Annotated in this window: 14 protein-coding genes, 1 tRNA gene and 13 pseudogenes; 19 read left to right on the forward strand and 9 right to left on the reverse strand. The window is 68.7% G+C overall.

What is annotated here, in order from left to right; genetic code table 11:
* Nucleotides 1-12: 12 nt before the first annotated feature.
* Together G7085_RS21775 and G7085_RS35995 are read left to right on the forward strand one after the other, a co-directional pair.
* A complete protein-coding gene (locus tag G7085_RS21775) occupies nt 13-201 on the forward strand; it encodes a hypothetical protein (RefSeq protein ID WP_197512546.1) in 189 nt (62 codons plus the stop codon).
* A gap of 48 nt (nt 202-249) precedes the next feature.
* Nucleotides 250-2,447, forward strand: a pseudogene (locus tag G7085_RS35995) (heavy metal translocating P-type ATPase).
* Here the strand turns inward: G7085_RS35995 and G7085_RS21785 are convergent.
* Nucleotides 2,434-2,789, reverse strand: a pseudogene (locus tag G7085_RS21785) (DUF488 domain-containing protein). The pseudogenes G7085_RS35995 and G7085_RS21785 sit on opposite strands and share 14 nt — an antisense overlap.
* 47 nt (nt 2,790-2,836) lie before the next feature.
* Here G7085_RS21785 and rpe point away from each other — a divergent pair.
* Nucleotides 2,837-3,495, forward strand: a pseudogene (rpe, locus tag G7085_RS21790) (ribulose-phosphate 3-epimerase).
* A gap of 174 nt (nt 3,496-3,669) precedes the next feature.
* Here rpe and G7085_RS28540 read toward each other — a convergent pair.
* Nucleotides 3,670-4,355: pseudogene (locus G7085_RS28540) on the reverse strand (PAC2 family protein).
* A gap of 171 nt (nt 4,356-4,526) precedes the next feature.
* Here G7085_RS28540 and metH point away from each other — a divergent pair.
* A pseudogene (metH, locus tag G7085_RS36000) lies at nt 4,527-7,943 on the forward strand (methionine synthase).
* Nucleotides 7,933-9,524: pseudogene (locus tag G7085_RS36005) on the forward strand (HAD-IA family hydrolase). The pseudogenes metH and G7085_RS36005 overlap by 11 nt, the downstream one beginning before the upstream one ends.
* Before the next feature lie 9 nt (nt 9,525-9,533).
* Here G7085_RS36005 and G7085_RS21820 read toward each other — a convergent pair.
* The gene (locus G7085_RS21820; protein WP_197512552.1) at nt 9,534-9,893 is read right to left on the reverse strand and encodes a DUF3054 domain-containing protein; all 360 of its coding nucleotides are present in this window, start codon (nt 9,891-9,893) and stop codon (nt 9,534-9,536) included.
* Nucleotides 9,894-9,970: 77 nt separating this feature from the next.
* Here G7085_RS21820 and prcB point away from each other — a divergent pair, with 77 nt between their 5' ends.
* The 7 genes and pseudogenes from prcB to G7085_RS21865 all read left to right on the forward strand — a co-directional run bounded on the left by prcB (nt 9,971) and on the right by G7085_RS21865 (nt 16,175).
* A complete protein-coding gene (gene prcB, locus G7085_RS21825; RefSeq protein WP_331715878.1) occupies nt 9,971-10,513 on the forward strand; it encodes a proteasome subunit beta in 543 nt (180 codons plus the stop codon).
* 252 nt (nt 10,514-10,765) lie between these two features.
* Nucleotides 10,766-11,413: a proteasome subunit alpha gene (gene prcA, locus G7085_RS21830; protein ID WP_231979795.1), complete on the forward strand. Its 648-nt coding sequence runs from the start codon at nt 10,766-10,768 to the stop codon at nt 11,411-11,413.
* A gap of 21 nt (nt 11,414-11,434) precedes the next feature.
* Nucleotides 11,435-12,468, forward strand: a pseudogene (locus G7085_RS33530) (prephenate dehydrogenase); the annotation flags it as partial.
* Between the two features lie 8 nt (nt 12,469-12,476).
* Nucleotides 12,477-13,125 (forward strand): annotated as a pseudogene (cmk, locus tag G7085_RS21845) ((d)CMP kinase).
* Between the two features lie 645 nt (nt 13,126-13,770).
* Nucleotides 13,771-15,132: pseudogene (der, locus tag G7085_RS21855) on the forward strand (ribosome biogenesis GTPase Der).
* A 3-nt stretch (nt 15,133-15,135) separates the two neighbouring features.
* Nucleotides 15,136-15,495, forward strand: coding sequence for a hypothetical protein (locus G7085_RS21860; protein ID WP_197512555.1), 360 nt, complete (start codon nt 15,136-15,138; stop codon nt 15,493-15,495).
* On the forward strand, nt 15,468-16,175 hold the full coding sequence (locus G7085_RS21865) for a YdcF family protein (protein WP_331715879.1): 708 nt from the start codon (nt 15,468-15,470) through the stop codon (nt 16,173-16,175). The genes G7085_RS21860 and G7085_RS21865 overlap by 28 nt, the downstream gene beginning before the upstream one ends.
* Nucleotides 16,176-16,196: 21 nt before the next feature.
* Here G7085_RS21865 and G7085_RS31595 read toward each other — a convergent pair whose 3' ends face one another.
* Together G7085_RS31595 and G7085_RS21870 are read right to left on the reverse strand one after the other, a co-directional pair.
* Entirely contained in the window at nt 16,197-16,322 is a 126-nt protein-coding gene (locus G7085_RS31595) for a hypothetical protein (RefSeq protein ID WP_269451953.1), read from the reverse strand.
* Nucleotides 16,306-16,617: a hypothetical protein gene (locus G7085_RS21870; RefSeq protein WP_197512558.1), complete on the reverse strand. Its 312-nt coding sequence runs from the start codon at nt 16,615-16,617 to the stop codon at nt 16,306-16,308. Before G7085_RS21870 ends, G7085_RS31595 begins: the two co-directional genes overlap by 17 nt.
* Nucleotides 16,618-16,842: 225 nt before the next feature.
* Between G7085_RS21870 and G7085_RS21875 the strand changes: the two genes are divergently transcribed.
* From G7085_RS21875 to G7085_RS31600, 7 genes and pseudogenes are all read left to right on the forward strand, one after another.
* A complete protein-coding gene (locus G7085_RS21875) occupies nt 16,843-17,010 on the forward strand; it encodes a hypothetical protein (RefSeq protein WP_197512560.1) in 168 nt (55 codons plus the stop codon).
* Complete coding sequence (locus G7085_RS21880; RefSeq protein WP_197512562.1) at nt 17,007-17,129, forward strand: methyltransferase domain-containing protein; 123 nt, start codon at nt 17,007-17,009, stop codon at nt 17,127-17,129. Before G7085_RS21875 ends, G7085_RS21880 begins: the two co-directional genes overlap by 4 nt.
* A complete protein-coding gene (locus G7085_RS21885; RefSeq protein WP_197512564.1) occupies nt 17,126-17,572 on the forward strand; it encodes a methyltransferase domain-containing protein in 447 nt (148 codons plus the stop codon). The genes G7085_RS21880 and G7085_RS21885 overlap by 4 nt, the downstream gene beginning before the upstream one ends.
* A 30-nt stretch (nt 17,573-17,602) precedes the next feature.
* A tRNA-Pro gene (locus G7085_RS21890) sits at nt 17,603-17,676 on the forward strand.
* A 720-nt stretch (nt 17,677-18,396) separates the two neighbouring features.
* Complete coding sequence (locus G7085_RS21895; RefSeq protein WP_197512566.1) at nt 18,397-18,783, forward strand: hypothetical protein; 387 nt, start codon at nt 18,397-18,399, stop codon at nt 18,781-18,783.
* 61 nt (nt 18,784-18,844) lie between these two features.
* Nucleotides 18,845-19,320: pseudogene (locus tag G7085_RS36010) on the forward strand (nucleotidyl transferase AbiEii/AbiGii toxin family protein); the annotation flags it as partial.
* 50 nt (nt 19,321-19,370) lie between these two features.
* Nucleotides 19,371-19,814 carry a nucleotidyl transferase AbiEii/AbiGii toxin family protein gene (locus G7085_RS31600; protein ID WP_197512569.1) on the forward strand — a complete coding sequence of 148 codons (444 nt, stop codon included), beginning with the start codon at nt 19,371-19,373 and terminating at the stop codon, nt 19,812-19,814.
* 90 nt (nt 19,815-19,904) lie between these two features.
* On the opposite strand, the pseudogene G7085_RS21910 reads toward G7085_RS31600, so the two are convergent.
* The 4 genes and pseudogenes from G7085_RS21910 to istA all read right to left on the reverse strand — a co-directional run bounded on the left by G7085_RS21910 (nt 19,905) and on the right by istA (nt 23,836).
* A pseudogene (locus tag G7085_RS21910) lies at nt 19,905-21,097 on the reverse strand (IS3 family transposase).
* A gap of 431 nt (nt 21,098-21,528) precedes the next feature.
* Nucleotides 21,529-21,729 carry a DUF6361 family protein gene (locus G7085_RS36015; RefSeq protein WP_408647239.1) on the reverse strand — a complete coding sequence of 67 codons (201 nt, stop codon included), beginning with the start codon at nt 21,727-21,729 and terminating at the stop codon, nt 21,529-21,531.
* Nucleotides 21,660-22,474 (reverse strand): annotated as a pseudogene (gene istB, locus G7085_RS36020) (IS21-like element helper ATPase IstB). Before istB ends, G7085_RS36015 begins: the two are co-directional and overlap by 70 nt.
* A gap of 125 nt (nt 22,475-22,599) precedes the next feature.
* Nucleotides 22,600-23,836, reverse strand: a pseudogene (istA, locus tag G7085_RS21920) (IS21 family transposase).
* Between the last annotated feature and the right edge of the window lie 433 nt (nt 23,837-24,269).

The following is a 24,269-nucleotide window of genomic DNA, read 5'->3' on the forward strand; positions in this document are numbered from 1 at the left end:
AAAAGTGGCAGCGTGGGTTCCCTCGCGACACCCCTGAGGCTCGCGCTCTACGCTCTGGTGCTCGTCGCGGTGTTCCTCGGGCCTTCGGCCTCGGCGGATGGCGGCTCCGGGCGGGCAGGGGGATCGCTCGCCGGTCCCCCGGTGGCCACCCACACCGCGGGGGCGCACGAGCCCGGGGAGGCCGACGATGACGAGCACTGAAAACACCCGGCAGGCCCCGCTGAAGGGGTCGAGCTGGAGATCGGCGGCATGACCTGCGCGTCGTGCGCCAACCGGATCGAGAAGAAGCTCAACAGGCTCGACGGCGTCACCGCCACGGTGAACTACGCCACCGAGAAGGCGAAGGTCACCGTCCCTGAGGCCTATGATCCGGCGTTGCTGGTGGCCGAGGTCGAGAAGACCGGCTACACGGCGACGCTGCCTGCTCCGAAGGCTCCGAAGGAGGCCGGGCGCGCCCGGAAGGGGATGAGGATCCGGAGCTCAGGTCGCTCAGGCAGCGGCTGATCGGCGCGGTCGCCCTCAGCGTGCCGGTGATCGCCATGGCTATGGTGCCCGCGCTGCAGTTCACCTACTGGCAGTGGGCCTCGCTGGCGCTGGCCGCCCCCGTCGTCGTGTGGGCCGCGTGGCCGTTCCACCGCGCCGCCTGGGTCAACCTGCGTCACGGCGCGGCCACCATGGACACGCTCATCTCGGTGGGTACCGGCGCTGCGTTCCTCTGGTCGCTCTACGCGCTGTTCCTCGGCACCGCGGGCGAGCCGGGCATGAAGCACCCCTTCGAGCTGACACTGGCCCCCTCGGACGGCGCGGCCAACATCTACCTGGAGGTCGCCGCGGGCGTCACCATGTTCATCCTCGCGGGACGCTACTTCGAGAAGCGCTCCAAGAGGCAGGCAGGGGCCGCGCTGCGCGCCCTGCTCGAACTCGGGCCAAGGACGTCGCCGTCGTGCGCGATGGCGTGGAGGTGCGGATCCCCGCGGATGAGTTGGTCGTCGGCGACGAGTTCATCGTGCGCCCCGGCGAGAAGATCGCCACCGACGCAATCGTGATCGGCGGCACGTCCGCCGTCGACGCCTCCATGCTCACGGGGAGTCGGTCCCGTCGAGGTCGGGGAGGGTGACCCCGTCGCCGGGGCGACCGTCAACGCGGGCGGGCGGCTCGTCGCGCGGGCCACCCGGGTCGGGAGCGACACCCAGCTCGCCCAGATGGCGCGCATGGTCGAGGAGGCCCAGACGGGCAAGGCCGAGGTGCAGCGCCTCGCCGACCGGATCTCCGGCATCTTCGTGCCCATCGTGATCGCTGTCGCGGTCGCGACGCTCGGCGCCTGGCTCGGTGCGGGTCACCCCGCTTCCGCGGCCTTCACCGCGGCGGTGGCGGTCCTCGTCATCGCATGTCCCTGCGCCCTCGGCCTGGCCACCCGACCGCCCTGCTGGTGGGAACCGGTCGCGGCGCCCAGATGGGCATCCTCATCAAGGGGCCCGAGGTGCTCGAGTCGACCCGCCGCGTCGACACCGTCGTGCTCGACAAGACAGGCACCGTCACCACCGGCCGGATGACCCTCGTCGCCGCCGTCACCACCGATGACACCGCCCGTGCCGACCTGCTGCGCCTGGCGGGCGCCACCGAGGATGCCTCCGAGCATCCCATCGCCCAGGCCATCGCCAAGGGCGCCACCCAGGAGGTCGGCGCGCTGTCGACGGCGCTGGGTTTCGCCAACATCGAGGGCCGCGGCGTCACGGCCACCGTCGACGGCGTCGATGTGCTGGTCGGCCGCGAATCGCTGCTCGACGAGCGTGGGGTCGTCGTCCCTGACGCGTTGCGCTCGATCAAGGCGGAGGAGGAGAAGAAGGGACGCACTGTCGTGCTCGCCGCGTGGGAGGGTCGCGCGCGCGGCCTCCTCGTGGTCGCGGACACGGTCAGGCCACCAGCGCGGAGGCGGTGCGGGGGCTGAAGGCGCTGGGCCTCACCCGGTGCTCCTGACCGGCGACAACGAGGCCGTCGCCCGGCAGATCGCGGCCGAGGTCGGGATCGACAGGGTGATCGCCGAGGTGTTCCCGGTGAGAAGGTCGATGTGGTCAAGGGGCTGCAGGCCGAGGGACGCGTCGTCGCGATGATCGGCGACGGCGTCAACGACGCACCCGCCCTCGCGCAGGCCGACCTCGGACTGGCGATGGGAACCGGCACCGACGTGGCAATCGAGGCCTCGGACCTGACGTTGGTGCGCGGCGACCTGCGGGCGCGGTGGACGCGATCCGGCTGTCGCGCAAGACGCTCGGCACGATCAAGACGAACCTGTTCTGGGCGTTCGCCTACAACGTGGCAGCCATCCCCGTCGCGGCCCTCGGCATGCTCAACCCGATGCTCGCCGGGCCGCGATGGCGTTCTCCAGCGTGTTCGTGGTCGGCAACAGCCTGCGGCTGCGCGGGTTCCGCTCGGTCATCGCGAGCTGAGCAACTCCCGGAGGTAGTCAGCCAGCACCGTGGCGTTGTTCAACGGGTCGTGTGCCGAGAAGAGCAGCGTCACGGTGTCCTGGCCGGCGGCCTTCGCGAGCAGCGCCTCCGCCGCGCCCGAGTCGTCGAGTTCGGCCCGGTACCGGCGGACGAACTCGTCGTAGGTGCCGGGGTCGTGGTTCCACCACTCGCGCAGCTCGGTCGATGGGGCGACGTCCCTGTCCCACAGGTCAAGGTCGGCACGGTCCTTGCTCACGCCCTCGGCCACAGCCGGTCCACGAGGACCCGGTAGCCGTCCGCGTCATCCGCGGGGTCGTAGATGCGTCTGGTCACGATGTCCATTGCGCTCACCTCACCCCCGACTCTACGCACCGGACGCTTCGCTAGGGTTGGGCCATGCGAATCACCCCAGCATTCTCAACGCCGATTTCGCCCACCTCGCCGACGAGGTCGCGCGCATCCCCGGCGCCGATGCCGTCCACGTCGATGTGATGGACAACAGCTTCGTGCCCAACCTGTCGATCGGGCTGCCCGTCGTCGAGTCGCTGCGGAAGGCGACCGACCTGATGCTGGACATCCACCTGATGATCGATGAGCCCGACCGTTGGGCGCCTGCCTACGCCGAGGCGGGGCAGAGTCGGTCACCTTCCACGTCGAGGCGGCGAGGGCCCCGATCCGGCTGGCCCGCGAGCTGCGCGCCAAGGGCGCCCGCGCGTCGATGGCGTTGAGGCCGGCAACGCCGATCGAGCCGTACGCCGACATGCTGGACGAGCTCGACATGGTGCTGCTGATGACGGTGGAGCCCGGATTCGGTGGGCAGAAGTTCCTCGACCTGGTGCTGCCGAAGATCCGCCGCACGCGGGAACTGCTGGGCGACAGGCCGATCTGGCTCCAGGTCGATGGCGGTGTCAGCGCCGAGACGATCGGCCGCTGCGCCGAGGCGGGCGCCGACACGTTCGTCGCGGGCTCGGCCGTCTACAGCGCGGACGATCCCGACGCGATGGTCGCCACCCTGCGCGACCTGGCCGTGGCGGCCTGCCGGCACTGACCGACGGCGACGCTCAGCCCTGAGCCTGGCCGTCGTCTCCCTGCCTGCGCAGGAACTTCTCCAGCTCGGCGGCGATCGTGTCGCCGGTGGCGCCCTCAACCTCCTCGGCGTCGCGCGCCTCCTCCAACTGGCCGATGTATTCGGCGATGTCGGGGTCCTGCTGGCTCAGCTTGTCTACGGCGAGGCTCCACTTCTCGGCCTCGTCCGGGATCTCGGCGTGGTCGAGCGTGACGTGCAGGACCGACTCGAGCTCGGTGAGCAGCGCCTCCTGGGCCTTCGGATTGGGGGAGTGGACACATAGTGCGGCACCGACACCCACAGCGACGCGCTCGGGATGCGCTCGTGCAGCAGCAACTGGCTCGCCACGCCGATCATGCCGGTGGGGCCGGTGTAGTCGTTGGGCTCCATCGCGTACCGCTTCCCGACCTCCGGATCGGTGGAGTAGATGCCGACGGGCAGCGGCCGCGAGTGCGGCGTATCGCTCAGCATGGCGCCGAGGAACAAGACGATCTCGGGGTCGATCTGGCGCAGCGCCTTCACGAGCTCCAGCGAGAAGGTGCGCCACAGCAGGTTGGGCTCGGGGCCGAGCACGGTGACCAGGTCGCGCTCGGGTGGTGCACCACCCGCATCCTGAGGGCGGGCCACTCGATCCACGGGCCGTCAGCCTCGCGGTGCAACATGGGGCGCGTCTGCTGGAAGTCCCAGTAGCGTTCGTCGTCGATCACGCCGAGGTCGGTGCCGGGGTACGTTGCCGCCAGATGGCGCAACAGGTCGCTCGCGGCGTTGCCCGCGTCGTTCCAACCGGAAAACGCGATGGCGACGGCCGGGTTGCGGAGGTCATCCATGGGCGCGAACTGCATTGCACAAGCCTACCCGGAACCCACGACCGGACCCGGTCGATGCAACCCTGTGGTGGTCGATCTCCCCTGTCGGGCAGCGACCGGCCCGACGGCACCGCTCACGTACACTTCCCGGTGCCTGAAACCCTGAAGCAGATCCTCAACCGCCGTGTCCTCGTCGCCGATGGTGCGATGGGCACCATGCTGCAGTCCTTCGGTGAGTTGTCGATCGAGGAGGACTTCCAGGGCTCGAAGGGTGCAACGAGATCCTCAACGTGACAAGGCCCGACATCGTCGCGGCCGTGCACCGTGCCTACTACGAGGCGGGCGCCGACGCCGTCGAGACCAACACCTTCGGGACCAACCTCGCGGCACTCGCGGAGTACGACATCGTCGACCGGCTCGAGCAACTGGCCGAGGCCGCGGCCCGCGTCGCGCGGGAGGTCGCCGACGAGTTCGCTACGGACGAACGGCCTCGTTTCGTGCTCGGCTCGATGGGCCCGGCACCAAGCTGCCGACCCTCGGTCACATCGCGTTCGCCGACATCCGCGACGCCTACCAGCGCCAGGTCGAGGCCATGATCCGCGGCGGCATCGACGGCGTGCAGATCGAGACCTGCCAGGACCTGCTCCAGACGAAGGCCGCCGTCATCGGCGCCCGTCGGGCCCGCGAGAAGGCCGGCGTCGAGCTCCCCATCCTCGTCAACGTGACGGTGGAGACCACCGGCACCATGCTGCTCGGCTCCGAGATCGGTGCCGCGCTCACCGCGCTGCAGGCCCTCGGGATCGACTGCATCGGCCTCAACTGCGCCACCGGCCCCGCCGAGATGAGCGAGCACCTCCGCCACCTGGCCCGCCGGGCAGGCATCGCGGTCGGCGCCATGCCCAACGCGGGCCTTCCCGAGCTCACCGCCGACGGCGCCCGCTACCCGCTCAGCCCGAGGCCTCGCCGACGCCCTCGGCCAGTACCTCGACGAGTTCGGCCTGGCCGTCATCGGCGGCTGCTGCGGCACCACGCCCGAACACATCCGGCTGCTCGCCGAGCGCTTCGGCGGCCGCGAGGTCGTCGCCCGCGAGATCGAGGACGAGCGGGCATCGTCGAGCCTCTACATCGAGGTGCCGTTCGCGCAGGACGCCAGCTACCTGAACATCGGTGAGCGCACCAACGCCAACGGCTCCCGGGCCTTCCGTGATGCGATGCTCGCAGGCAACTGGGACGAGTGCGTCGAGATCGCCAAGGCGCAGGCGCGCGACGGCGCCCATGTGCTCGACCTGTGCATCGACTACGTCGGCCGCGACGGCGCCGCCGACATGGCCGAGCTTGCGTTCCGGCTCTCCACCGCCGTCACGCTGCCGATCGTGCTCGACTCGACCGAGCCGCACGTGCTGCTGGCAGGCCTCGAGCGGCTCGCGGGCCGCTGTGTCATCAACTCCGTCAACTACGAGGACGGCGACGGCCCGAATCCAGGTTCGCCAAGGTGATGCCGCTGGTCAGGGAGCACGGCGCCGCAGTGGTGGCGTTGACCATCGACGAGGAGGGGCAGGCCCGCACCGCCGAATGGAAGGTGCGTGTCGCGTCCAGGCTGGTCGACGACCTCGTCGGCACGTGGGGCATGGACGTCGGCGACATCCTCGTCGACTGCCTCACATTCCCGATCGCCACCGGCCAGGAGGAGACCCGCCGCGACGGCCTCGAGACGATCGAGGCGATCCGCGAGCTGAAGCGCCGCTACCCGGGGGTGCGCACCACGCTCGGCGTCAGCAACGTCTCCTTCGGCCTCAACCCGGCCGCCCGCATCGTGCTCAACTCCGTGTTCCTGCACGAGTGCGTCCTGGCCGGCCTCGACTCGGCGATCGTGCACAGCGCCAAGATCCTCCCGATGGACCGGATCCCCGAGGAGCAGCGCACGGTGGCCCTCGATCTCGTCTACGACCGTCGCGACGGCGACTACGACCCGCTCGTGCGTTTCCTGGAGCTGTTCGAGGGCGTCACCGCCGCCTCCGCCAAGGCGACCCGCGCCGCCGAGCTGGCCGCGCTGCCGCTCGGGAGAGGCTGCAGCGTCGCATCATCGACGGCGAGGGCAAGGGCCTGGACGCCGATCTCGACGAGGCGCTCGCGGGCAAGCCCGCCCTCGACATCATCAACGAGGACCTCCTCGCAGGCATGAAGATCGTCGGCGAGCTGTTCGGCTCCGGCAAGATGCAGCTCCCGTTCGTGCTGCAGTCGGCCGAGGTCATGAAGACCGCCGTCGCCTACCTCGAGCCGCACATGGAGAAGTCGGAGTCGGACACCGGAAAGGGCACGCTCGTGCTGGCGACGGTGCGCGGCGACGTGCACGACATCGGCAAGAACCTGGTCGACATCATCGTCAGCAACAACGGCTACACGGTGGTCAACATCGGCATCAAGCAGCCGATCCAGGCCATCGTCGACGCCGCCGAGCAGAGCGGGGCCGACGCGATCGGCATGTCCGGGCTGCTCGTGAAGTCGACGCTCGTGATGAAGGACAACCTCGTCGAGCTCAACCGGCTCGGGCTCGCCGACCGGTATCCCGTGCTGCTCGGCGGCGCCGCGCTGACCCGCACGTTCGTGGAGCACGACCTCAATGACATGTTCGACGGCGAGGTGCGCTACGCGAAGGACGCGTTCGAGGGGCTCGCCCTGATGGATGCCGTGATGGCCGTCAAGAACGGCGTCCCCGGCGCCAGGCTGCCCGAGCCGAGGCAGCGTCGGATCGCGAAGACGGCGCTCATCGAGATCGCGGAACCGGAGCTCGGGGTGCGCTCCGACGTCGCCCGCGACGTCGACGTCCCGACGCCGCCGTTCTGGGGTCGCGCGTCGTCAAGGGCATCTCGCTGGCAGACGTGACCGCCTGGCTCGACCACCGCGCCACGTTCGTGGGCAGTGGGGGCTCAAGTCGCTCAAGGACGGCCCCTCCTACCAGGAGCTCGTCGAGACCGAGGCGATGCCGCGGCTGCGGATGTGGCTCGACCGGATCAAGACGGAGAGCCTCGCCAACTTCGGCGTCGTCTACGGCTACTTCCCGGTGCACTCCGAGAATGAGTCGCTCATCCTCGGTGCCCCCGACGACCCGAGCCGGGAGATCGCCCGTTTCACCTTCCCGCGCCAGCGCCGCGGCCGCGCCCTGTGCCTGGCCGACTTCTTCCGCGACCGTGAGGAGGCGGCCGAGCGCGGGCCCGACGTGCTGGCGATGCAGCTCGTCACCATGGGCTCCGAGGTGGCGCAGGCCACCCAGCGCCTGTTCGAGGCGAACTCCTACCGCGACTACCTCGAGCTCCACGGCCTGTCCGTGCAGCTCACGGAGGCGCTCGCCGAGCTGTGGCACTCCCGGGTGCGCGACGAGCTGGGGCTGGGGGCCGCCGACGGCGCCGTCGAGGCAGCCATCCGCGACCAGGCCTACCGTGGCTCGCGGTACTCCTTCGGCTACCCGGCGTGCCCGAGCTCGAGGACCGGCGTACCCTTGTGGGACTGCTCGATCCGTCGCGGATCGGCGTCGCACTGAGCGAGGAACTGCAGCTGCACCCTGAGCAGTCCACCGATGCGATCATCCTTCACCACCCGGAGGCGAAGTACTTCAATGCTGGCTAAGCCCAAAGCGGTCCTCTGGGACTTCGACGGAACACTGGTCGACACCGAGCCCATCTGGGCTGAGATCGAGGCCGAGATGCTCGCCGAACACGGCGTCATCTGGGACGAGGAGATGATGCGCTCCGTCATCGGACAGAACGCCTTCGTCACCACCCGGCAGATGGCCGAGTCCATCGGCATGCCGGAGCGGCAGGAGGAGATCCACGCCGAACTGCACGAGCGGATCGTCGCGCGCCTGCTCCGCGACGGGCTCCCGTTCCTGCCCGGCACCCGCGAACTGTTGGCGGCGGCGGAGGCTGACGGGGTGCCCGCCGCGGTCGTGACGGCCTCCAACGGCTTCATCATGCAGGCGACACGTCACCTGCTGCCCGACGTGGTGCGGTTCGTCATCTCGGCCGACGATGTGGCGGTCCCGAAGCCCGATCCCGAGGCCTACCTTCTCGCGCTGTCGCGGCTGGGTGTCGACCCGGCCGAGGCGATCATCCTGGAGGACTCCGTCCCTGGCACCCGGTCGGCGCTCGACTCCGGGCCTTCGTCTACGCTGTACCCGCGCTCGCCGAACTCGAGCCGCATCCGCGCATGGTCGTCTCGGACGACGCCCTGCGGAGCACGACCTGGCCCGATCTCGTGCAGATCTGGCGCGAACTTTCCAAGGTGGCCTGTTGATGGACCTCTCCGGAGTCGACACCGGTGCCCTGCGCGCCGGTGACCGCGTGACGCTGACCGACAGCAAGGGCAGGCGCAAGTCCGTCGTCCTCAGGGAGGGTGGAATCTGGCACACCACCAAGGGTGCCGTCGCCCACGACGACCTGATCGGCGGCCCGAGGGGTCACCGTCACGTCGGTCGGAGGCATGACGTACCTCGCCTTCCGGCCACTGCTCAGCGAGTACATGGTCTCGATGCCGCGCGACGCGGCCGTGGTCTACCCGAAGGACGCGGCCCAGATCCTGATGTGGACCGACATCTTCCCCGGGCACGCGTCCTCGAGGCCGGCGTCGGATCGGGCGCGCTCACGCTCGCCCTGCTGCGCGCGATCGGCCCGAAGGCAGCCTCCACTCCTATGAACGGCGCCAGAAGTTCGCCGACGTCGCCCGGGCCAACGTCGCCAACTTCCTCGGCCGCGAGCATCCCGCGTGGACGCTCACCGTCGGCGACCTGCAGGACGCCATCACCGACGAGCCGATCGACCGCGCGGTGCTCGACATGCTCGCGCCGTGGGAGTGCATCGACCAGGTGGGGAGCGGATGGTGCCCGGAGGCGTCATCACCTGCTACGTCGCCACGGCCACCCAGCTCGGGCGGGTCGCGGACACACTGCGCGCCCACGGCGGCTTCACCGAGCCGCACGCCACCGAGACGACGGTGCGCGACTGGCACGCGGAGGGCCTCGCCATCCGCCCCGGCCACGGCACCTCGTCGCACACCGGCTTCCTGATCACCTCGCGCAGGCTCGCGCCCGGTGTGTCGGCCCCGATGCGCAAGCGCCGCCCGGCGCCCGGCGCCTACGGACCCGACTACCAGGGCCCCCGCCCGGCGAACATCCCCGCCGAACTCGGTGGCGCCGTCCCGGCGGCGGACTGACCTCCGGGGTCAGTGCATGACCGGAGCCGCGTGGCGGGCCCGTGAGGCCACCACGCGGCGGGCGATCAGGCGCCAACCGAGCAGGGTGACGCCGGTGAAGATCGTGGCGACGACCATGAACGCGACAGCGGCGGTGTCACCGGCGGCGACCCGCAGCGCCATCCCGCCGATCAGGGTCACGAGCCACACGATCAGCCCGGCCCGCCAGCCGAGGCCGTCGTCGCCGAGGATCAGCAGCACCACCCACGCCACGAGGCACGCCACGACGAACGGCCAGGCCGTCAGGAACGTGCCCGCGACCGACTCCCCGTGTGATGCCCTCCCACCGCGGCGAACACGACGACGGACACGAGATCGATGAGCAGCCAACCAAGTCGAACCATGACCCCAAGTCTAGGCATCCGGCGCGGCATGAGGTCGAGGTCTTTCACCCCTAGGATGGACGGGTGACCCATCAGCCTGACGCCCGTCCCTCCTTCGTGGAGTACCTGCGCAGGGTCGCGCCCGAGGCCCTCCCCAGGATGGGCACCGATGCGCTGCCCGCGGTACACGGCACCACCATCGTGGCGGCCCGGTATCGCGACGGCGTCGTGATGGCGGGCGACCGCCGCGCCACCATGGGCTCGGCCATCGCCATGCGCGACATCGAGAAGGTGTTCTCCGCCGACGGCCAGTCGATCATCGGCGTCGCGGGCACCGCCGGGGTGGCCATCGAACTCGTCCGGCTCTTCCAGGTGGAGCTCGAGCACTTCGAGAAGGTCGAGGGCGTCGGGCTCAGCTTCGACGGCAAGGCGAACCGGCTCGGCGCCCTGATCCGGGGCAACCTGCCGCAGGCCATGCAGGGACTCGTCGTGCTGCCGCTGTTCATCGGCTGGGACGACCGCGCGGCCAAGGGCCGGATGTTCACCTACGACGCGACCGGCGGCCGCTACGAGGAGCAGGAGTTCACCTCCGTCGGCTCGGGTGCCGCGTTCGCGCGGGCGCCCTGAAGAAGCTGCACGACCCCGACGCCGACGAGCACTCCGCCGTCGCCGCCCTGCTGCAGTCGCTCTACGACGCCGCCGACGACGACTCGGCCACGTCCGGGCTCGACCTGACCCGCGGCATCTTCCCGCTCGTGATGCGCGCCTCCGCCGAGGGTGTCGCGCGGTGGTCGGAGGACGGGGTCCGTGAACTGGCCGAGACCATCATCCGGACCCGCACCGGTCGCCCCGACGGACCCAGGGGTACGCGCTGTGAGCATGAACTTCTACGTCAGCCCCGAACAGCAGATGCTCGACCGCGCCGAGTTCGCCCGCAAGGGCATCTCGCGCGGCCGCGCCGTCGCCGTCGTGCGGTACGGGGGCGGGATCGCGATGATCGCCGACAACCACTCCACGACGCTGAACAAGGTCTCCGAGATCTACGACCGGATCGGGTTCGCCGCGGTCGGCCGCTACAACGAGTTCGAGGCGCTGCGCATCGCGGGCATCCGGCACGCCGACCTGCGCGGCTACTCCTACGACCGCCGCGACGTGACGGGCCGCAGCCTCGCCGGCGCCTACTCGCAGCAGCTCGGCGGCGTCTTCGCCTCCTCCGAGAAGCCCTTCGAGGTGGAGCTGATCGTGGCCGAACTGGGCGAGGAACCCTCCGGCGACATTCTCTACCGCATCGGCTACGACGGCGTCATCAGCGATGAGGCCGACCTCGTCGTCATCGGCGGCGACGCCGAACGCATCGCGGCCGAGCTGCGCGACGGCTTCGACCCCGACCGCGACCTCACCGCCGCGATCGCACAGGTGTCCGCGGCCCTGCACTCCACCCAGTTGGAGGTGGCCGTGCTCGAGCGGGGCACCGGCCAACGCCGCACCTTCCGCCGTCTCGACAGGGATGAGATCGAGCGTGGCTGACAGCGTCCTGATCCTCGGGCCGGGCTCGTCGGCTCATCGCTCGGGCTCGCCCTCACCCGGGCCGGCTACGAGGTGCTGCTGTGGGATGTCGCCACCACCCACGCCATCGTCGCCGCGGGGCTCGGCGCCGGTCGGGTGGCCGATGAGCGCACAGACAACCCCGACATCGTCGTGGTGGCCACCCCTCCCGACGTGATCCCCGAGCTGGTCGCCGAGGTGCTGGAGAAGTTCCCCGGCGCCGTCATCACCGACGTCGGGTCGGTCAAGGCACCCATCCTGCGCGCCATCAGCAGGCTCGCCCGGAACACCGCCGCTACGTAGGGTCGCACCCGATGGCCGGCTCCCAGTTCACGGGGCCCTCACGGCCTCGGGCGACCTGTTCCGCGACCGCACCTGGGTCGTCACGCCCGAGCCGGGCAACTCCCGGAGGATGTGGCCGTCATCGAGAGGCTCGCCGGAGACGTCGGAGCCAGGGTCGTGACGATGCCCGCAGCGGAGCACGACGTCGCCGTCGCCCAGGTGAGCCACGTGCCGCACCTGATGAGCATCCTGACCGCCTCCCATCTGCGCCAGGTGCCCAACGGCAACCTGCGGCTCGCGGGCAGGGCATCCGCGACGTGACGCGCATCGCGGGCTCCGATCCGGCGTTGTGGCGTCAGATCCTCACCTCGAACGCGGCCGCGGTGCGCCACGAACTGCTCGAGGTGGCGCAGGATCTGGCGTATCTGATCGACCAGCTCGATCGGCCCGAGGCGCTCGAGAAGTTCCTCGGCACCGGCCAGGCCGGAGCCCTCTCGCTCGTCGGCAAGCACGGCCAGGACCCGATCGACATGCTCGAGGTCACCGTCGAGATCCCGGATGAGCCGCGCGCGCTCGCCCGGCTGTTCACCGACATCGGCGAGGCGGGGTTCAACGTCGAGGACTTCGAACTCACGCACGACCAGATCCGGCAGGTCGGTTACCTGTCGATCGCCGTCGAGCGCGACGACGCAGAAAAGCTCAGAGCACGAATCGTTGAGGGAGGCTGGCACGCGTGGGCCGGGAGCAGGAAATGAGTGGATCGATGCTGTTTGCGATCGACGGGCCGAGCGGATCGGGGAAGTCGACGACGGCGAAGCTGTTGGCGCGACGCCTGGGCCTCGGCTATCTGGACACCGGCGCCCTGTACCGGGCCGCCACCACCGAGTTCCTGCTCAGCAGGCCCGACGGCGCCACCCCGAGGAGGTGGCCACGTTGGTCGACGAGTCGGACATCCTGTGTGAGACCTCGCCGGACGGGCCGCGGTTCCTGATCAACGGCCGCGATGTCACCGAGGAGATCAGGGAGCCTCGCATCTCGGCCGCAGTGTCCCAGGTGGCCACGAACCGCGAGGTGCGTCGCATCCTCACGGCTCGGATGCGTGAGGTGATCTCCGCGCACGACCGCCGCATCGTCGTCGAGGGCCGCGACATCACCACCGTAGTGGCGCCCGACGCCGACGTCCGGGTACTGCTGGTGGCCGACCCGGAGGCACGGGTCGCGCGACGCGCGGCCGAGGTCGCCGGGAAGGCCACCCGCTCCGAGGTGACCGACCAGGTGCTGCGCCGCGACCGTGACGACTCGACGGTGTCGAACTTCACCGACGCGGCCGAGGGCGTCACCGTCATCGACTCGACGTTCCTGACCCCGACGAGGTGGTCGACCGGATCGTCTCACTGTTCGACGCCCGCTGAGGATCAGCCGAACGCCACGATCGCGGTGCTTCCCCGCCCCAGGACGCGATGAGGGCCGGCCCCTGCGGGTCGATCGACGAGGTGACCTCGAGCCGGTGCACGAGCACCAGGTCGGAGGGTCGCACCCGGGTGGTGCGGGCCTGGGTGATGACGACGGGCGGGGTGCGCCTCTCGACGAGGTTGCCCTCCTCGTCGTGGACGAGCAGTTCGGCCTGTGCCTGGGTGCCCGCGAGGGCCCGCAGGAAACAGTCGACCGCGACCGGGTCGTGGGCGGCGTCATAGACGAACCGCTCACCCAGTACCGAGTGGCTCATGGTCGAGATGAGGTGGGCCTCCGCGCCGGGCAACGCGGCGTCGCGGTAGGTGACGGGAATGTGGAACGCGTCGCCGCCGCGGATCGCGATGAGCCCTCGACGCCCACCTCACCGGCGGGATCGTCGAAGCGGTAGCCGCCGACGAGCTCGACTGCCCGGAGCCGAGGCCGAGGGCGTCAAGCCGTGCGGTGACGAGCTCCAGCTTGGTGGGGAGAGGGTTGCCCGGCGCAGGATTGCCATGCCCCGATCCTAGGCGCGTCCGGGCCGGGTGGGCAGGCCATCGCGGTGCCCGGCCAGGCGCCGCCGACGCCCTTTGGTCCGAACCGATAGCATGAGTTGTCCGTCCCAGCCTGAGGAGCAAGCAGTGACCGAGACAGTCAAGCCGATCGTCGCCGTCGTCGGCCGACCGAACGTCGGCAAGTCCACGTTGGTCAACCGCATCCTCGGTCGCCGTGAGGCCGTCGTCCAGGACACCCCGGCGTCACGCGTGACCGCGTCAGCTACGACGCCAACTGGAACGGCCGCGAGTTCGTGCTGGTCGACACCGGCGGCTGGGTCTCCGACGCGAAGGGCATGGCCGCGCAGATCGCTGAGCAGGCCGAGCTTGCCATCGCCACCGCCGACGCCGTCCTCTTCGTGGTCGACGCCACCGTCGGCACCCTCGACGAGGACGAGGCCGTCGTGCGGGTGCTGCGCCGCTCGAAGAAGCCCGTCGTGCTTGCCGCGAACAAGGTCGACGATCAGCGCCACGAGGCGTTGGCCGCCACGATGTGGAACCTCGGGCTCGGGAGCCCTACGCGGTTTCCGCCATGCACGGACGCGGCTCGGGCGACCTTCTGGACGCGCTGCTCGCGGCGCTGCCCGAGGCCCCCGGGAGGCCGAAGACATCGAGGACGGCCCGCTGCGCGTCGCGATCGTCGGCAAGCCGAACGTCGGCAAGTCGTCCCTGCTCAACAAGCTGGCCGACCAGCAGCGCGTCGTCGTCTCCGACATCTCCGGCACCACGGTCGATCCCGTCGACGAGATCGTCGAGGTCGGCGGCCAGGTGTACCGCCTGATCGACACGGCGGGCATCCGCCGTCGCGTGAAGGAGGCCAGCGGCCACGAGTACTACGCGAGCCTGCGCACCCAGGGCGCGATCGAGCGGGCGCAGGTGTGCATCATGGTGATCGACGCCTCCGAGCCGATCACCGATCAGGATCTCCGCATCCTCAACTCCATCGAGGATTCGGGCCGGGCGCTGGTCATCGCGTTCAACAAGTGGGACCTCACCGATGAGGAGCGTCGTCGCTACCTCGAGCGCGAGATCGAGCGCGACCTGATCGCGTGGCGCTGGGCGCCCACCGTCAACATCTCGGCGCTCACGGGCCGCAACGTCGACAAGCTCAGCAAGGCGATCGAGACCGCGCGCGCGGGCTGGGAGACCCGCATCTCCACCGGCAAGCTCAACGCGTTCCTCGGGCGCCTCGCCGCGGCGCACCCGCACCCGGTGCGCGGCGGCAAGCAGCCCCGCGTCCTGTTCGGCACCGAGGCGCACAACTGCCCGCCCACGTTCGTGCTGTTCACCAGCGGCCAGATGGACGACACGTACAAGCGGTTCATCGAGCGCCGTCTGCGTGAGGACTTCGGGTTCGCCGGTTCGCCGGTGCACGTCGAGATCCGGGCCCGCGCCAAGCGCGCCGACCGGACGTAACGGGTGCTGGCCTGGGTGCCGCCGCTGATCCTGCTGGCGGTGTTCGGGATCGGCGTGCGCTTCGAGTCGCGACGCTTCGGGCTCGGGCTGATCCTGACGGCGGCGCTGGGCTGGCTGGCGCTGCTCGGGTTCGCCTGGCTGATCGGGGCCGTGGGCACTCTCGCGGATGAGATGGCGGTGGCCTGGTTCATCCTCGGCGCGCTCGGCCTCATGGTGGCGCTGGTGGCGGTGCTCGGCGTCTTCCTCATCGTCAACGCGATCACGATGCACCGCAGGGAGGGCCTCGGGTCGCGCCGCTGCTGTCGGGAGGTATCGGCATGGCGATCATGGTCTACGTGCTGGCGGCGATCCTGGTGGTGGTGACGAACCGCCCCGATTTCGTGGGCTGGATCCTCTTCATCGGGTTGCCTGCCGGCTACGTGGCGTTCCTCTTCGTCTCGTACCTGCTCTACTCCCAGCTGTACCAGTGGGGTACCCGCACGTTCGGTGGCCCGGTGGAGGCCGTCGTCGTGCTCGGTTCGGGGCTCGGCGGCGGGGAACGCGTCACGCCCCTGCTCGCCGGCCGGCTTGAGCGTGGCCGCGCCGTGTTCGACCGGTCGGTCGCGGCGGGTCGTTCACCGATCCTCGTCGTCTCGGGAGGCAAGGGCTCCGACGAGCGGCTCTCCGAGGCCGAGGCCATGCAGGGCTGGCTGCTCGAGCGCGGCTTTCCGACCGACTCGGTGGTGCGGGAGGACCGCTCGACCGACACCGAGGAGAACCTCGTCTACTCTGCCGAGGTGATGCGGCAGTGGGGCGCCGACGGTGAGGTCGCCGTCGCGACGAGCAACTACCACTCCTTCCGGGCGGCCGTGATCATGCGGAAGGCCGGGATCCCCGGCTACACCGTCGGCTGCAGGACGGCGCGCTACTACTGGCCGAGCGCCACCATCCGGGAGTTCATCGCGATGCTGCTGGAGCACGCGCGACTCAACACCGTGCTGGTCGGCCTGCTGTGCGTGCCGCTGCTGTTCCTCCTCGTGCAGTCCGTGGCGGGCCTGTTCTGAGCCGGGCTCTGCAGGTCCCGCTCAGTGTGACTGGGGCGCCACCAGCACCGTCGGCCGGTAGTCGAGGATCTGGATGCGGCCGTCCAACGTCCTGGCCTCGATAAGTTCGAGGGCCACGTCGGGGAAGCCCTCATAGATTCTCTCCATGCCCGTCGCCCCGGTGATGACGGGGAACACCCCACCCTGAAGCGGTCGACCAGGCCTTCCTGCAGGAGCGAGCGGCACAGGGTGAGGCTGCCGATGGTGCGGAGGCTGACCCGTCCTCGAGCAGATCTCGCACCGCGTTGATCGGCTCCTTGTCGATCAGCACCGTGTTGCTCCAGGGGAAGGGTTCCATGAGGGTCGAGGAGACGACGTACTTGCGGATCCGCCCGAGTTCCTCGGTGCCCGGCTCGCCGGAGGCCGCGAACTCGGCCATCATCTTGTATGTGTTGCCTCCCATGAGGATCGGCCAGGCCGCCTCGGCCTGGGAAGCGAGCCAGGCCAGATACTCGGGCCCTCCAGCCCCCACCAGCCCGGCCAGCCCTCTGCGGCGCCGTAGCCGTCGAGGGAGGTGATGAAATCGACCAAGAGCATCCCGTCCATGTCCCGACGCTACGCCGGGACCCGGCCCGAGTCCAGAGCCGTTCGGTTAGGTTTGTCCAGAGCCCACGGGAAGGGGATCCGGATGTCGCATCATGACCACGCCGACGTCGAGCCCAGGCAGTACTGGGACGAGCGCTACGGCGACACACCGATCTGGTCGGGAAAGGTGAACGCGGTCCTCGGCGAGGTCGCGACCGGCCTGGAGCCGGGACCGCGCTCGATCTGGGCTGCGGCGAGGGAGGTGACGTGATCTGGCTGGCGGAACGCGGGTGGCGCGCCCTCGGCGTCGACATTTCCGACAAGGCGCTGCAGCGCGCCCGTGGGGCGGCCGCGGAGCGGGGCTCTCCGAGGAGCAGGCGGCCTTCGTGAAGAAGGACCTCACCCACCTCCAACTGCCGGAGCGCTTCGACCTGGTGACGGCGAGCTTCCTGCACTCGCCGGTCGCGCTCGATCGGACCGCGATCCTGCGGCGGGCGGCATCGTATGTGCGGGAGGGCGGTCACCTGCTCGTGACGGCGCACGCGGCACCGCCTCCCTGGGCCAACGACGAGCACCGGGCGACGTTCAAGGACGTCAGCCCGGAGCAGGAGATCGCCGACCTTGACCTGGTGCCGGGGAGTGGGAGACCGTCATCGCCGAGGTCCGGAGCCGCGCGGCGGTCGGCCCCGACGGCAACGAGGCGGAGCTGGACGACTCGGTGGTGCTGCTGCGCAGGGGAGCGCCGCGCCGGCCGCGTTAGGTGGTGCGTCGCGACGCCCGTGCCGCGGGATGAGGGACGCGCCGGTTGGACCGCGACGCCCTCCGTCCGCTAGAGTCTCTTCTCGGATCGGAAACGATCCGGGCGGGCTGTAGCGCAGCTTGGTAGCGCACTTGACTGGGGGTCAAGGGGTCGCAGGTTCAAATCCTGTCAGCCCGACCGAGAAGTCCCGGAAACTCTAGGTTTCCGGGACTTTCTGGTTGGTGAGATGTGATCCGGTCATCGAAAACCGTGCCGGTTGCCCCGAATCATGGGTGGCAGTGGGACGCACCAGTTCAGCATGGACACCGAACACAGCCCGGCGGGCAACCCCTGGGCCCGGAGCCGCTGCTAGCCGTCGGCGAGCTCGCCGCCGATCTGGGCGTGGGTCATGCCCGGCGCGGTCGTGTATCAGTGATTCTTCTCAGGCGGTGAGTGCTTCGGTGTTGTCCTGTTGGTCTGTGGTGCCGGGGATGCTGGGAATGCGACCGAACGACATCGACACGGTCGCCCGGTACCTCCAGCGCAGGAAAGAAGGTCGACGCTTCAACATTCAGAGCTCCTACCGGACCTTTCAGTTCAACTGAGCGGTGTTGCCAAGGCGACGCCTCCTGCTGTCCGCTGCTGGAGGCATCGGCCGTCCGCCAGGGCGTTGATTGACCCCGCGCCCGAGCGGCTGGGCCAAAGGAATCCGGCTACCCAGCGATGCGCGCATGCCTTGCCCCGCCCAACCCTCTACAGGTACTCTTGATGTGTTGAGAGTTAGGAGGTCGGGGTGTCGAGACGCGAGCTTGCGCCAGCCTTCACGCTTGAGGACGCCCGTGCGGCGGGCTTCACCAAGGACCAGGTGTACTCCATGCTCGAGCGGGACGAGGTCGAGCGCGTGGGGCGGGGGTCTATGTGCGCCCCGAAGTGCTTCAGCCTGCGTTCACCGCGCTCGCTGCGGCGACCGCGCTCCGCGACGACGCGACGCTATGCCTGACGAGCGCTCTTGTCCACCACGACCTAAGCGACGCGATCCCGTTCGCCTCCGACATCGCGCTGCCGCGCGGGACACACCAGCCCGTCAGCCTCTCGAACGTGAGCTGGCACAGTTTCGACCCGGCCACCTTCCCGATCGGGCGTGAACATGCCGACGCAGGAGGAGGGCCAGAGTCGCGATTTACTCTGCAGAGCGGAGCATTGTCGACGCCTTCCGGCTCATGCACCAAGAAGGCAGCGATGTTGCATATGAGGCGCTTCGACGTTGGCTTCGACGACGAGGGAACACGCCAGCAGGTCTGCTGAAGGTTGCGGGATCGTTCCCGAAAGCGCTCCCTCGGATCCGGCAAGCGTTGGAGGTGCTCCTGTGACTCCGCCGACACCATCCAGAGACACCCCGGCGGGGCGCGCGTACAATGACCTCCGCAACCTCGCCAGGCGACAGAACCGCGACCCTGCGGAGTACATCACTTTGTACGCTCTAGAAGGTTTCCTGGCCCGACTTGCAGCGTCCGAATCTGCTGCAGACTTCGTCCTCAAAGGTGGCGTCCTCATGGCCGCCTTCGCGGACCGGCGACCAACCAGGGACATCGACTTCGCCGCTCGAGGATTCGTCAACGATATCCCGAGGTTGATAGACGCGTCAGAAGCATACTCGCCGTTCCTCGTGATGACGGGCTTGAGTTCGACCTTGACTCCGTCAGCGGAGAGCAGATCCGTGACGAAGCTGACTATAACGGTGTGCGGGTCAAGATGACTGCCCGGTTGGTGACCGCCCAGGTGGCGTTGCACATCGACGTGAACTTCGGCGACCCCATCTGGCCTGCGCCAACAGAGGCTGTCCTACCGCTCTTGTTAGGGGCACACTGCGACTCCTCGGATACCCGGATCACATGGTCCTCGCGGAGAAGATCGTCACCGCGCTGGAACGAGGAGAGCAGAACACCCGCTGGCGAGACTTCACCGACATCGCGGCCATTGCCCGCTCCCGCACCATCGAAGGAACAGACCTTCAGGAAGCGATCGGTGTCGTCGCCCGCTACCGTCATGTTGAGCTGGAACCACTCGGCCCGTTGCTGTCACAGATGGCAGCACTCGCGCAACGCAAGTGGGAAATCTGGCGAAGGAAGCAGAGGCTCGAGCAGTCGACCCCAGCGAGTTTTGCCGATCTGCTCGCAACATGTGTGGTCTTCGTTGAGCCGGTTCTCGAAGGCAGTACGGACCGATTGCAGTGGAACCCTTCTTCCCAAGCCTGGGAGGAGCCGGCCTCAGCAAGTACCGAGCGGGCGCTTGATGGTTCGTCGAGCCTCATCGTAGAGGAGCGCACCAGTGACTGAGCGGGCAAGACTCGGCGAAGAACAGTTACGGATAGCACAGCGCGCAATATCGGAGTAGGGACTGCTGCACGGATAGGTGACAGTTCCTAGTCACGCCGCCAGTGCGGCGGTCGTGTTCATGATGGTCTCGAACTCGATGGGCGTCAAACGGCCCAGGCGTGCCTGACGGCGTCGCCGGTGGTAGGTCCGTTCGATCCAGGTGACGATCGCGATGCGCAACTGCTCGCGGGTGGTCCAGGAGCGGCGGTCGAGGACGTTCTTCTGCAGCAGCGCGAAGAAGCTCTCCATGGCCGCGTTGTCCCCGCTCGACCCGACTCGGCCCATGCTCCCGACCATGCGGTGACGGGCAAGACCGCGCAGGAATTTCCGACTGCGAAATTTGACTGCCCTGTCGCTGTGGACCACGCAGCTGGCGACGTCTCCGCGCATCGCGACAGCGTTCTCGAGCGCCTGAACGGCCAACCGGGACTTCATCCTCGAGTCGATCGAGTACCCACGATCTTGCCGGAGCACGCGTCTTTGATGGCGCAGCAGTAGAGCTTGCCTTCCGCGGTCTTGTGCTCCGTGATGTCGACGAGCCAGAGCTGGTTCGGCGCATCGGCGGCGAAGACGTGCCGGGTCCGGCCGTCCTCGTCGACGACCGCGCAGAGGTCGTCGTGGACCGGCGGGCCCGGCTTCTTGCCGTTGCGGCCCCGCTTCTTCCCGAACGCGGACCACCAGCCGTTGCTCGACGCGATCCGCCACGCGGTCCGGTCCGACATCCCCTTGCCCGCGTCGCGGGCCTTGTCGGCGAGGAGCCGGTGCCCGAACACTGGGGTCGTCACGGTGCGCGTCGAACAGCGCGTTAGCGCGATACGCCTCCACCACCTCGCTCTCGGTGATGGGCCCTGCAGCCACCGGTAGTAGGGCTGGCGGGAGAAGCTTGAGTACCCGACACGTCACCGTCACAGGGATCCCTGCGTCGGCGAGCTCTGTCACGAGCGGGTAGAACCTTTTCCCGGCAGGTTCGCCTGCGACAGATACGCCGCCGCACGACGCAGGACCTCGTTCTCCTGCTCGAGGAGCCGGTTCCGCTTCCGCTGCTCACGGATCTCGGCCGCCTCGGTCCGAGTCTGACCGGGCTTGGCGCCCTCGTCGATGTCGGCGCGATGCATCCACTTCTGCAGCGTCATCGGGTGGACGCCGAAGTCTTTCGCGATCTGCTCGATCGTCACTCCGGGCTCGCGGTTTCTCGCGACGCGCACGACGTCGTCACGGAACTCGGACGGGTAGGGCTTGGGCACAGCAACATCCTTCCAGGCACACCCCACGGGCAAGCCAGATCAGATGTCACCTACTCGTGCAGCAGTCCCGTCGTCCGGGGCTGTTCCGAGGAGACAATATGGGCCAGAAGTGACCCGGAACCGACTGCAGAATGCGTTCGCGCAGGAAGACCGCTTCGTCGCGAGTGAGGTCGAGGCCACCGGTGATCTGATCCGGGAAGCCCTGCGGCACCCTGAGCGCGGGGTGCCAGTCACTCGGTGACCGTGAGGCCAGCACATCGGACTCGGTGTCCCATGGGCGCCTAACGTTCACATGCTCCGGAGTGACATCTCGTTGGAGGATCCGGTACGTGCGCAGGGCGTTCCAGTAGATGGCCGAGGGAAGGGTCTTCACGCCAGCGCCCGCCCGTGCGCCGATGATGCCGGTCTGGGATGACCGTCGCGATCCAACCTCAGGAGGGCCTCAACGGTTTGGCGCTGATTCCTGTCGGCTCTCTGCCGGGTCGTCGTTCCCGCCTGCGCTGCTCCCCAGCCTTGAGGAATGCCCATGGGACGAGTAGGAGATAGCGCGCCCGCGTCTGGGTCACCGAGGTGCCGGGGAAGAGAACATTGCTGAAGACGTCTCGAATCTGTCCGATTCCGAGCTCGTCCAGGGTGTCCTTCTCGGTGTGTCAACGCCGGGCCAAAACTGACCCCCTGTGCTGATTGAAAATTGACCCTCTCGGTGGGTTTCTTGTTGGTTGGTTACTTGGTTTGCTGGTTGATGGTGTCGCGGTGCGCGGGTTCGGTAGGAGTCGCCGTCCAGGCCGATGACGTGGGCGTGGTGGACGAGCCGGTCGATGGTGGCGGCTGCGACGACGTCGTCTCCGAGGGTTTCGCCCCAGCGGCTGAAGGGCAGGTTCGAGGTCACGATGATCGAGCCGGTCTCGTAGCGGGAGGCGACGAGTTGGAAGAACAACGCTGCTGCGGCGGCGTCCAGGGCAGGTATCCGACTTCATCGATGATGAGCAGGCGGTAGCGGTTCAGTCGTCGTAGTTCCCGCTCGAGGCTGCCCTTGGTGTGGGCTTGGGCCAGCCGGTGGATCCAGCCGGTGGCGGAGTCGAACAACACCGGGTAGGACGCTTCGGCGGCCTTGATGCCCAATGCGATCGCGAGGTGGGTCTTGCCGGTGCCGGGTGGTCCCAGCAGGACCACGTTCTCCCGTTTCGCGATGAAGGTGCAGGTTCCCAGATGCGCGACCACGTCCCGGGGGCGGCTGGGATGTGGTCGAAGGTGAAGTCCTGCATGGTCTTGATCTGTGGGAAGTGGGCTGCCGAGATCCTCATCCTGGTGCCGTTGGCGGTGCGGGATGCGACCTGCCTGCCCAGGACCGCGGCGAGGTATTCCTCGTGGGACCAGCCGGCCTGGCGGGCCTGGTCCCCAGAGCGGCGAAGGTCTCGGTGATAACCGGGGTCTTCAACTCCCGAGCCAGGAACGCGATCTCGGCTGCGACGTCCTTGCCGGTGGCCATCACGCCACCTCCTTCACAGACAGCGCGGGGCAGTGTTCAGGTTGAACAACTCGTCGTAGTCACTCAGTGACCGCATCCCCACCTGATGCCCAGGCTCCACCCTCTCGGCCGTCGGGGTGTTGCGGGACTGGAAGGCCGCCCGCAGCTGCTTCGCGGCCGCGACATGAGCTGGATCGGTGATGGTGCGTCGAAGGTCCCAGAAACGCCCGTGCAGGGCCACCATGGCCCCGCGCAGCGGACAGTGACGTGGTCGAGGTCGCAGGTGATGTCGACGAAGCGTCCGATGGCTACGGGGTCGACGGAGTAGTCGTTGCCCATCACCCGCACGTAGTAGTCACGCCCCAACCTGACACGATCGGTGAACCCGACCGCAGGCGGCACCGGCGGCAACGCGCCCATCGCCGCAGCATCCGCAGCGAGCCGGTCTGCGGGTCTAGCGCCGGTGCGGCGCAGGAGCCGCTGGTTCGCCCGCGGCAACCATGCTGCCAATTGGGTGTTGAACTCGGCCGGGGACCCGAACTCGCGGCCCGGCAGGAACGAGGTCTGCAGGAACCCGTTGGCGCGTTCCACCACCCCCTTGGTCTCCGGATCCCTGACAGGGGCCTGGTAGATGCGGGTGCCCAACGTCCCAGCGAACGCCCGCGCCGCCACCGTCAGGCGACGGTGCTGCCCGATACCCGGTTCGTTGTCCCAGACCAGCGTCTTCGGCACCGCCTTGAAGTTGGTCGACAACAGCTGCCACATCCCAGCCAGCAGATCCCCGTGGTCCGGGACGGCAGCAACACCGCAGCGATGAACCCCGACCACGCCGCCACCATGGTCAGCACCGGCGGCGCCACCCAAACATCCGCAGCCACCCGCACGATCTTGGGCGGGAACCACAGATCACACTGCACGATCTCACCAGGCTGGTACTCGGTCCGGTCGGCCGGGTCCGACGGCGCGAACAACGGCCGTAACTCAGCGACCCTCGCCCGCAGCACCGACGCTGATCGAGTCCACCCGATCCGCTCCGCGATCACCGTCGCCGGCATCGTCGGCGTCTTGGACAGCAACGCCCAGATCTGCGGCTCGAACGCATCCACCGCCGACCCCGCAGGAGCACGCTCATACTTCGGCGGCCCATCCGAGGACAACGCCGCCCGCACCGTGTTCCTCGCCACCCCCAACTGACGGGCGATCGCCTTGATCGCCATCTTCTCCGACTTGTGGAGCCGTCTAATCTCGGCCCAATCCTCCACGCTGATCACTCCCTCACTCTGACCGAGGGGGTCAACTTTCGCTCGGCACCTGGGGTCAGTATTCAGGCGGCATCGACACGGTGAAGAGCGCAATGAGTTCGCGCATTCGGCGTTGCTCGTCCGGTGACGAATCCAGCCAGGCAATTGTCGACGTCATCGTCTCTCCTGTGGCTACCGCGTGATCAGGACGCTACCAGAGCCACATTGAGGGGAAGGGATGGCCCCGACTCACCGGGTTACCTCGAATCCCATCCTCTCCAGCGGTTCCGTCGTCTGGTGCCCACCGCTGAAGCTCTTCCAGTGCAGCGGCTCGCCGTGTTGGTAGCCGTGGGCGGCTGGATCTCGACGGCTACGACGTCCAGGGCATTGACCTGGTCCTCCAGACTGCCTCGGACGTTTGTCGTGCCCTGCGTCCGGTCGAGGCGTCGGATATCCTCGTCAG

It is taken from the genome of Tessaracoccus coleopterorum (assembly GCF_011174705.1).
In the GTDB taxonomy this organism is placed as follows: Bacteria; Actinomycetota; Actinomycetes; order Propionibacteriales; family Propionibacteriaceae; genus Arachnia; species Arachnia coleopterorum.

Bases quoted from the DNA above. Each gene is read 5' to 3' on its own strand.
- G7085_RS21875 (WP_197512560.1), top strand. From the start codon at position 16,843: ATGTCGCATCATGACCACGCCGACGTCGAGCCCAGGCAGTACTGGGAC.
- prcA (WP_231979795.1), top strand. From the start codon at position 10,766: ATGAACTTCTACGTCAGCCCCGAACAGCAGATGCTCGACCGCGCCGAG.
- G7085_RS31595 (WP_269451953.1), bottom strand. From the start codon at position 16,322: ATGGAGAGAATCTATGAGGGCTTCCCCGACGTGGCCCTCGAACTTATC.
- G7085_RS31600 (WP_197512569.1), top strand. From the start codon at position 19,371: ATGGTCCTCGCGGAGAAGATCGTCACCGCGCTGGAACGAGGAGAGCAG.
- G7085_RS21870 (WP_197512558.1), bottom strand. From the start codon at position 16,617: ATGGGAGGCAACACATACAAGATGATGGCCGAGTTCGCGGCCTCCGGC.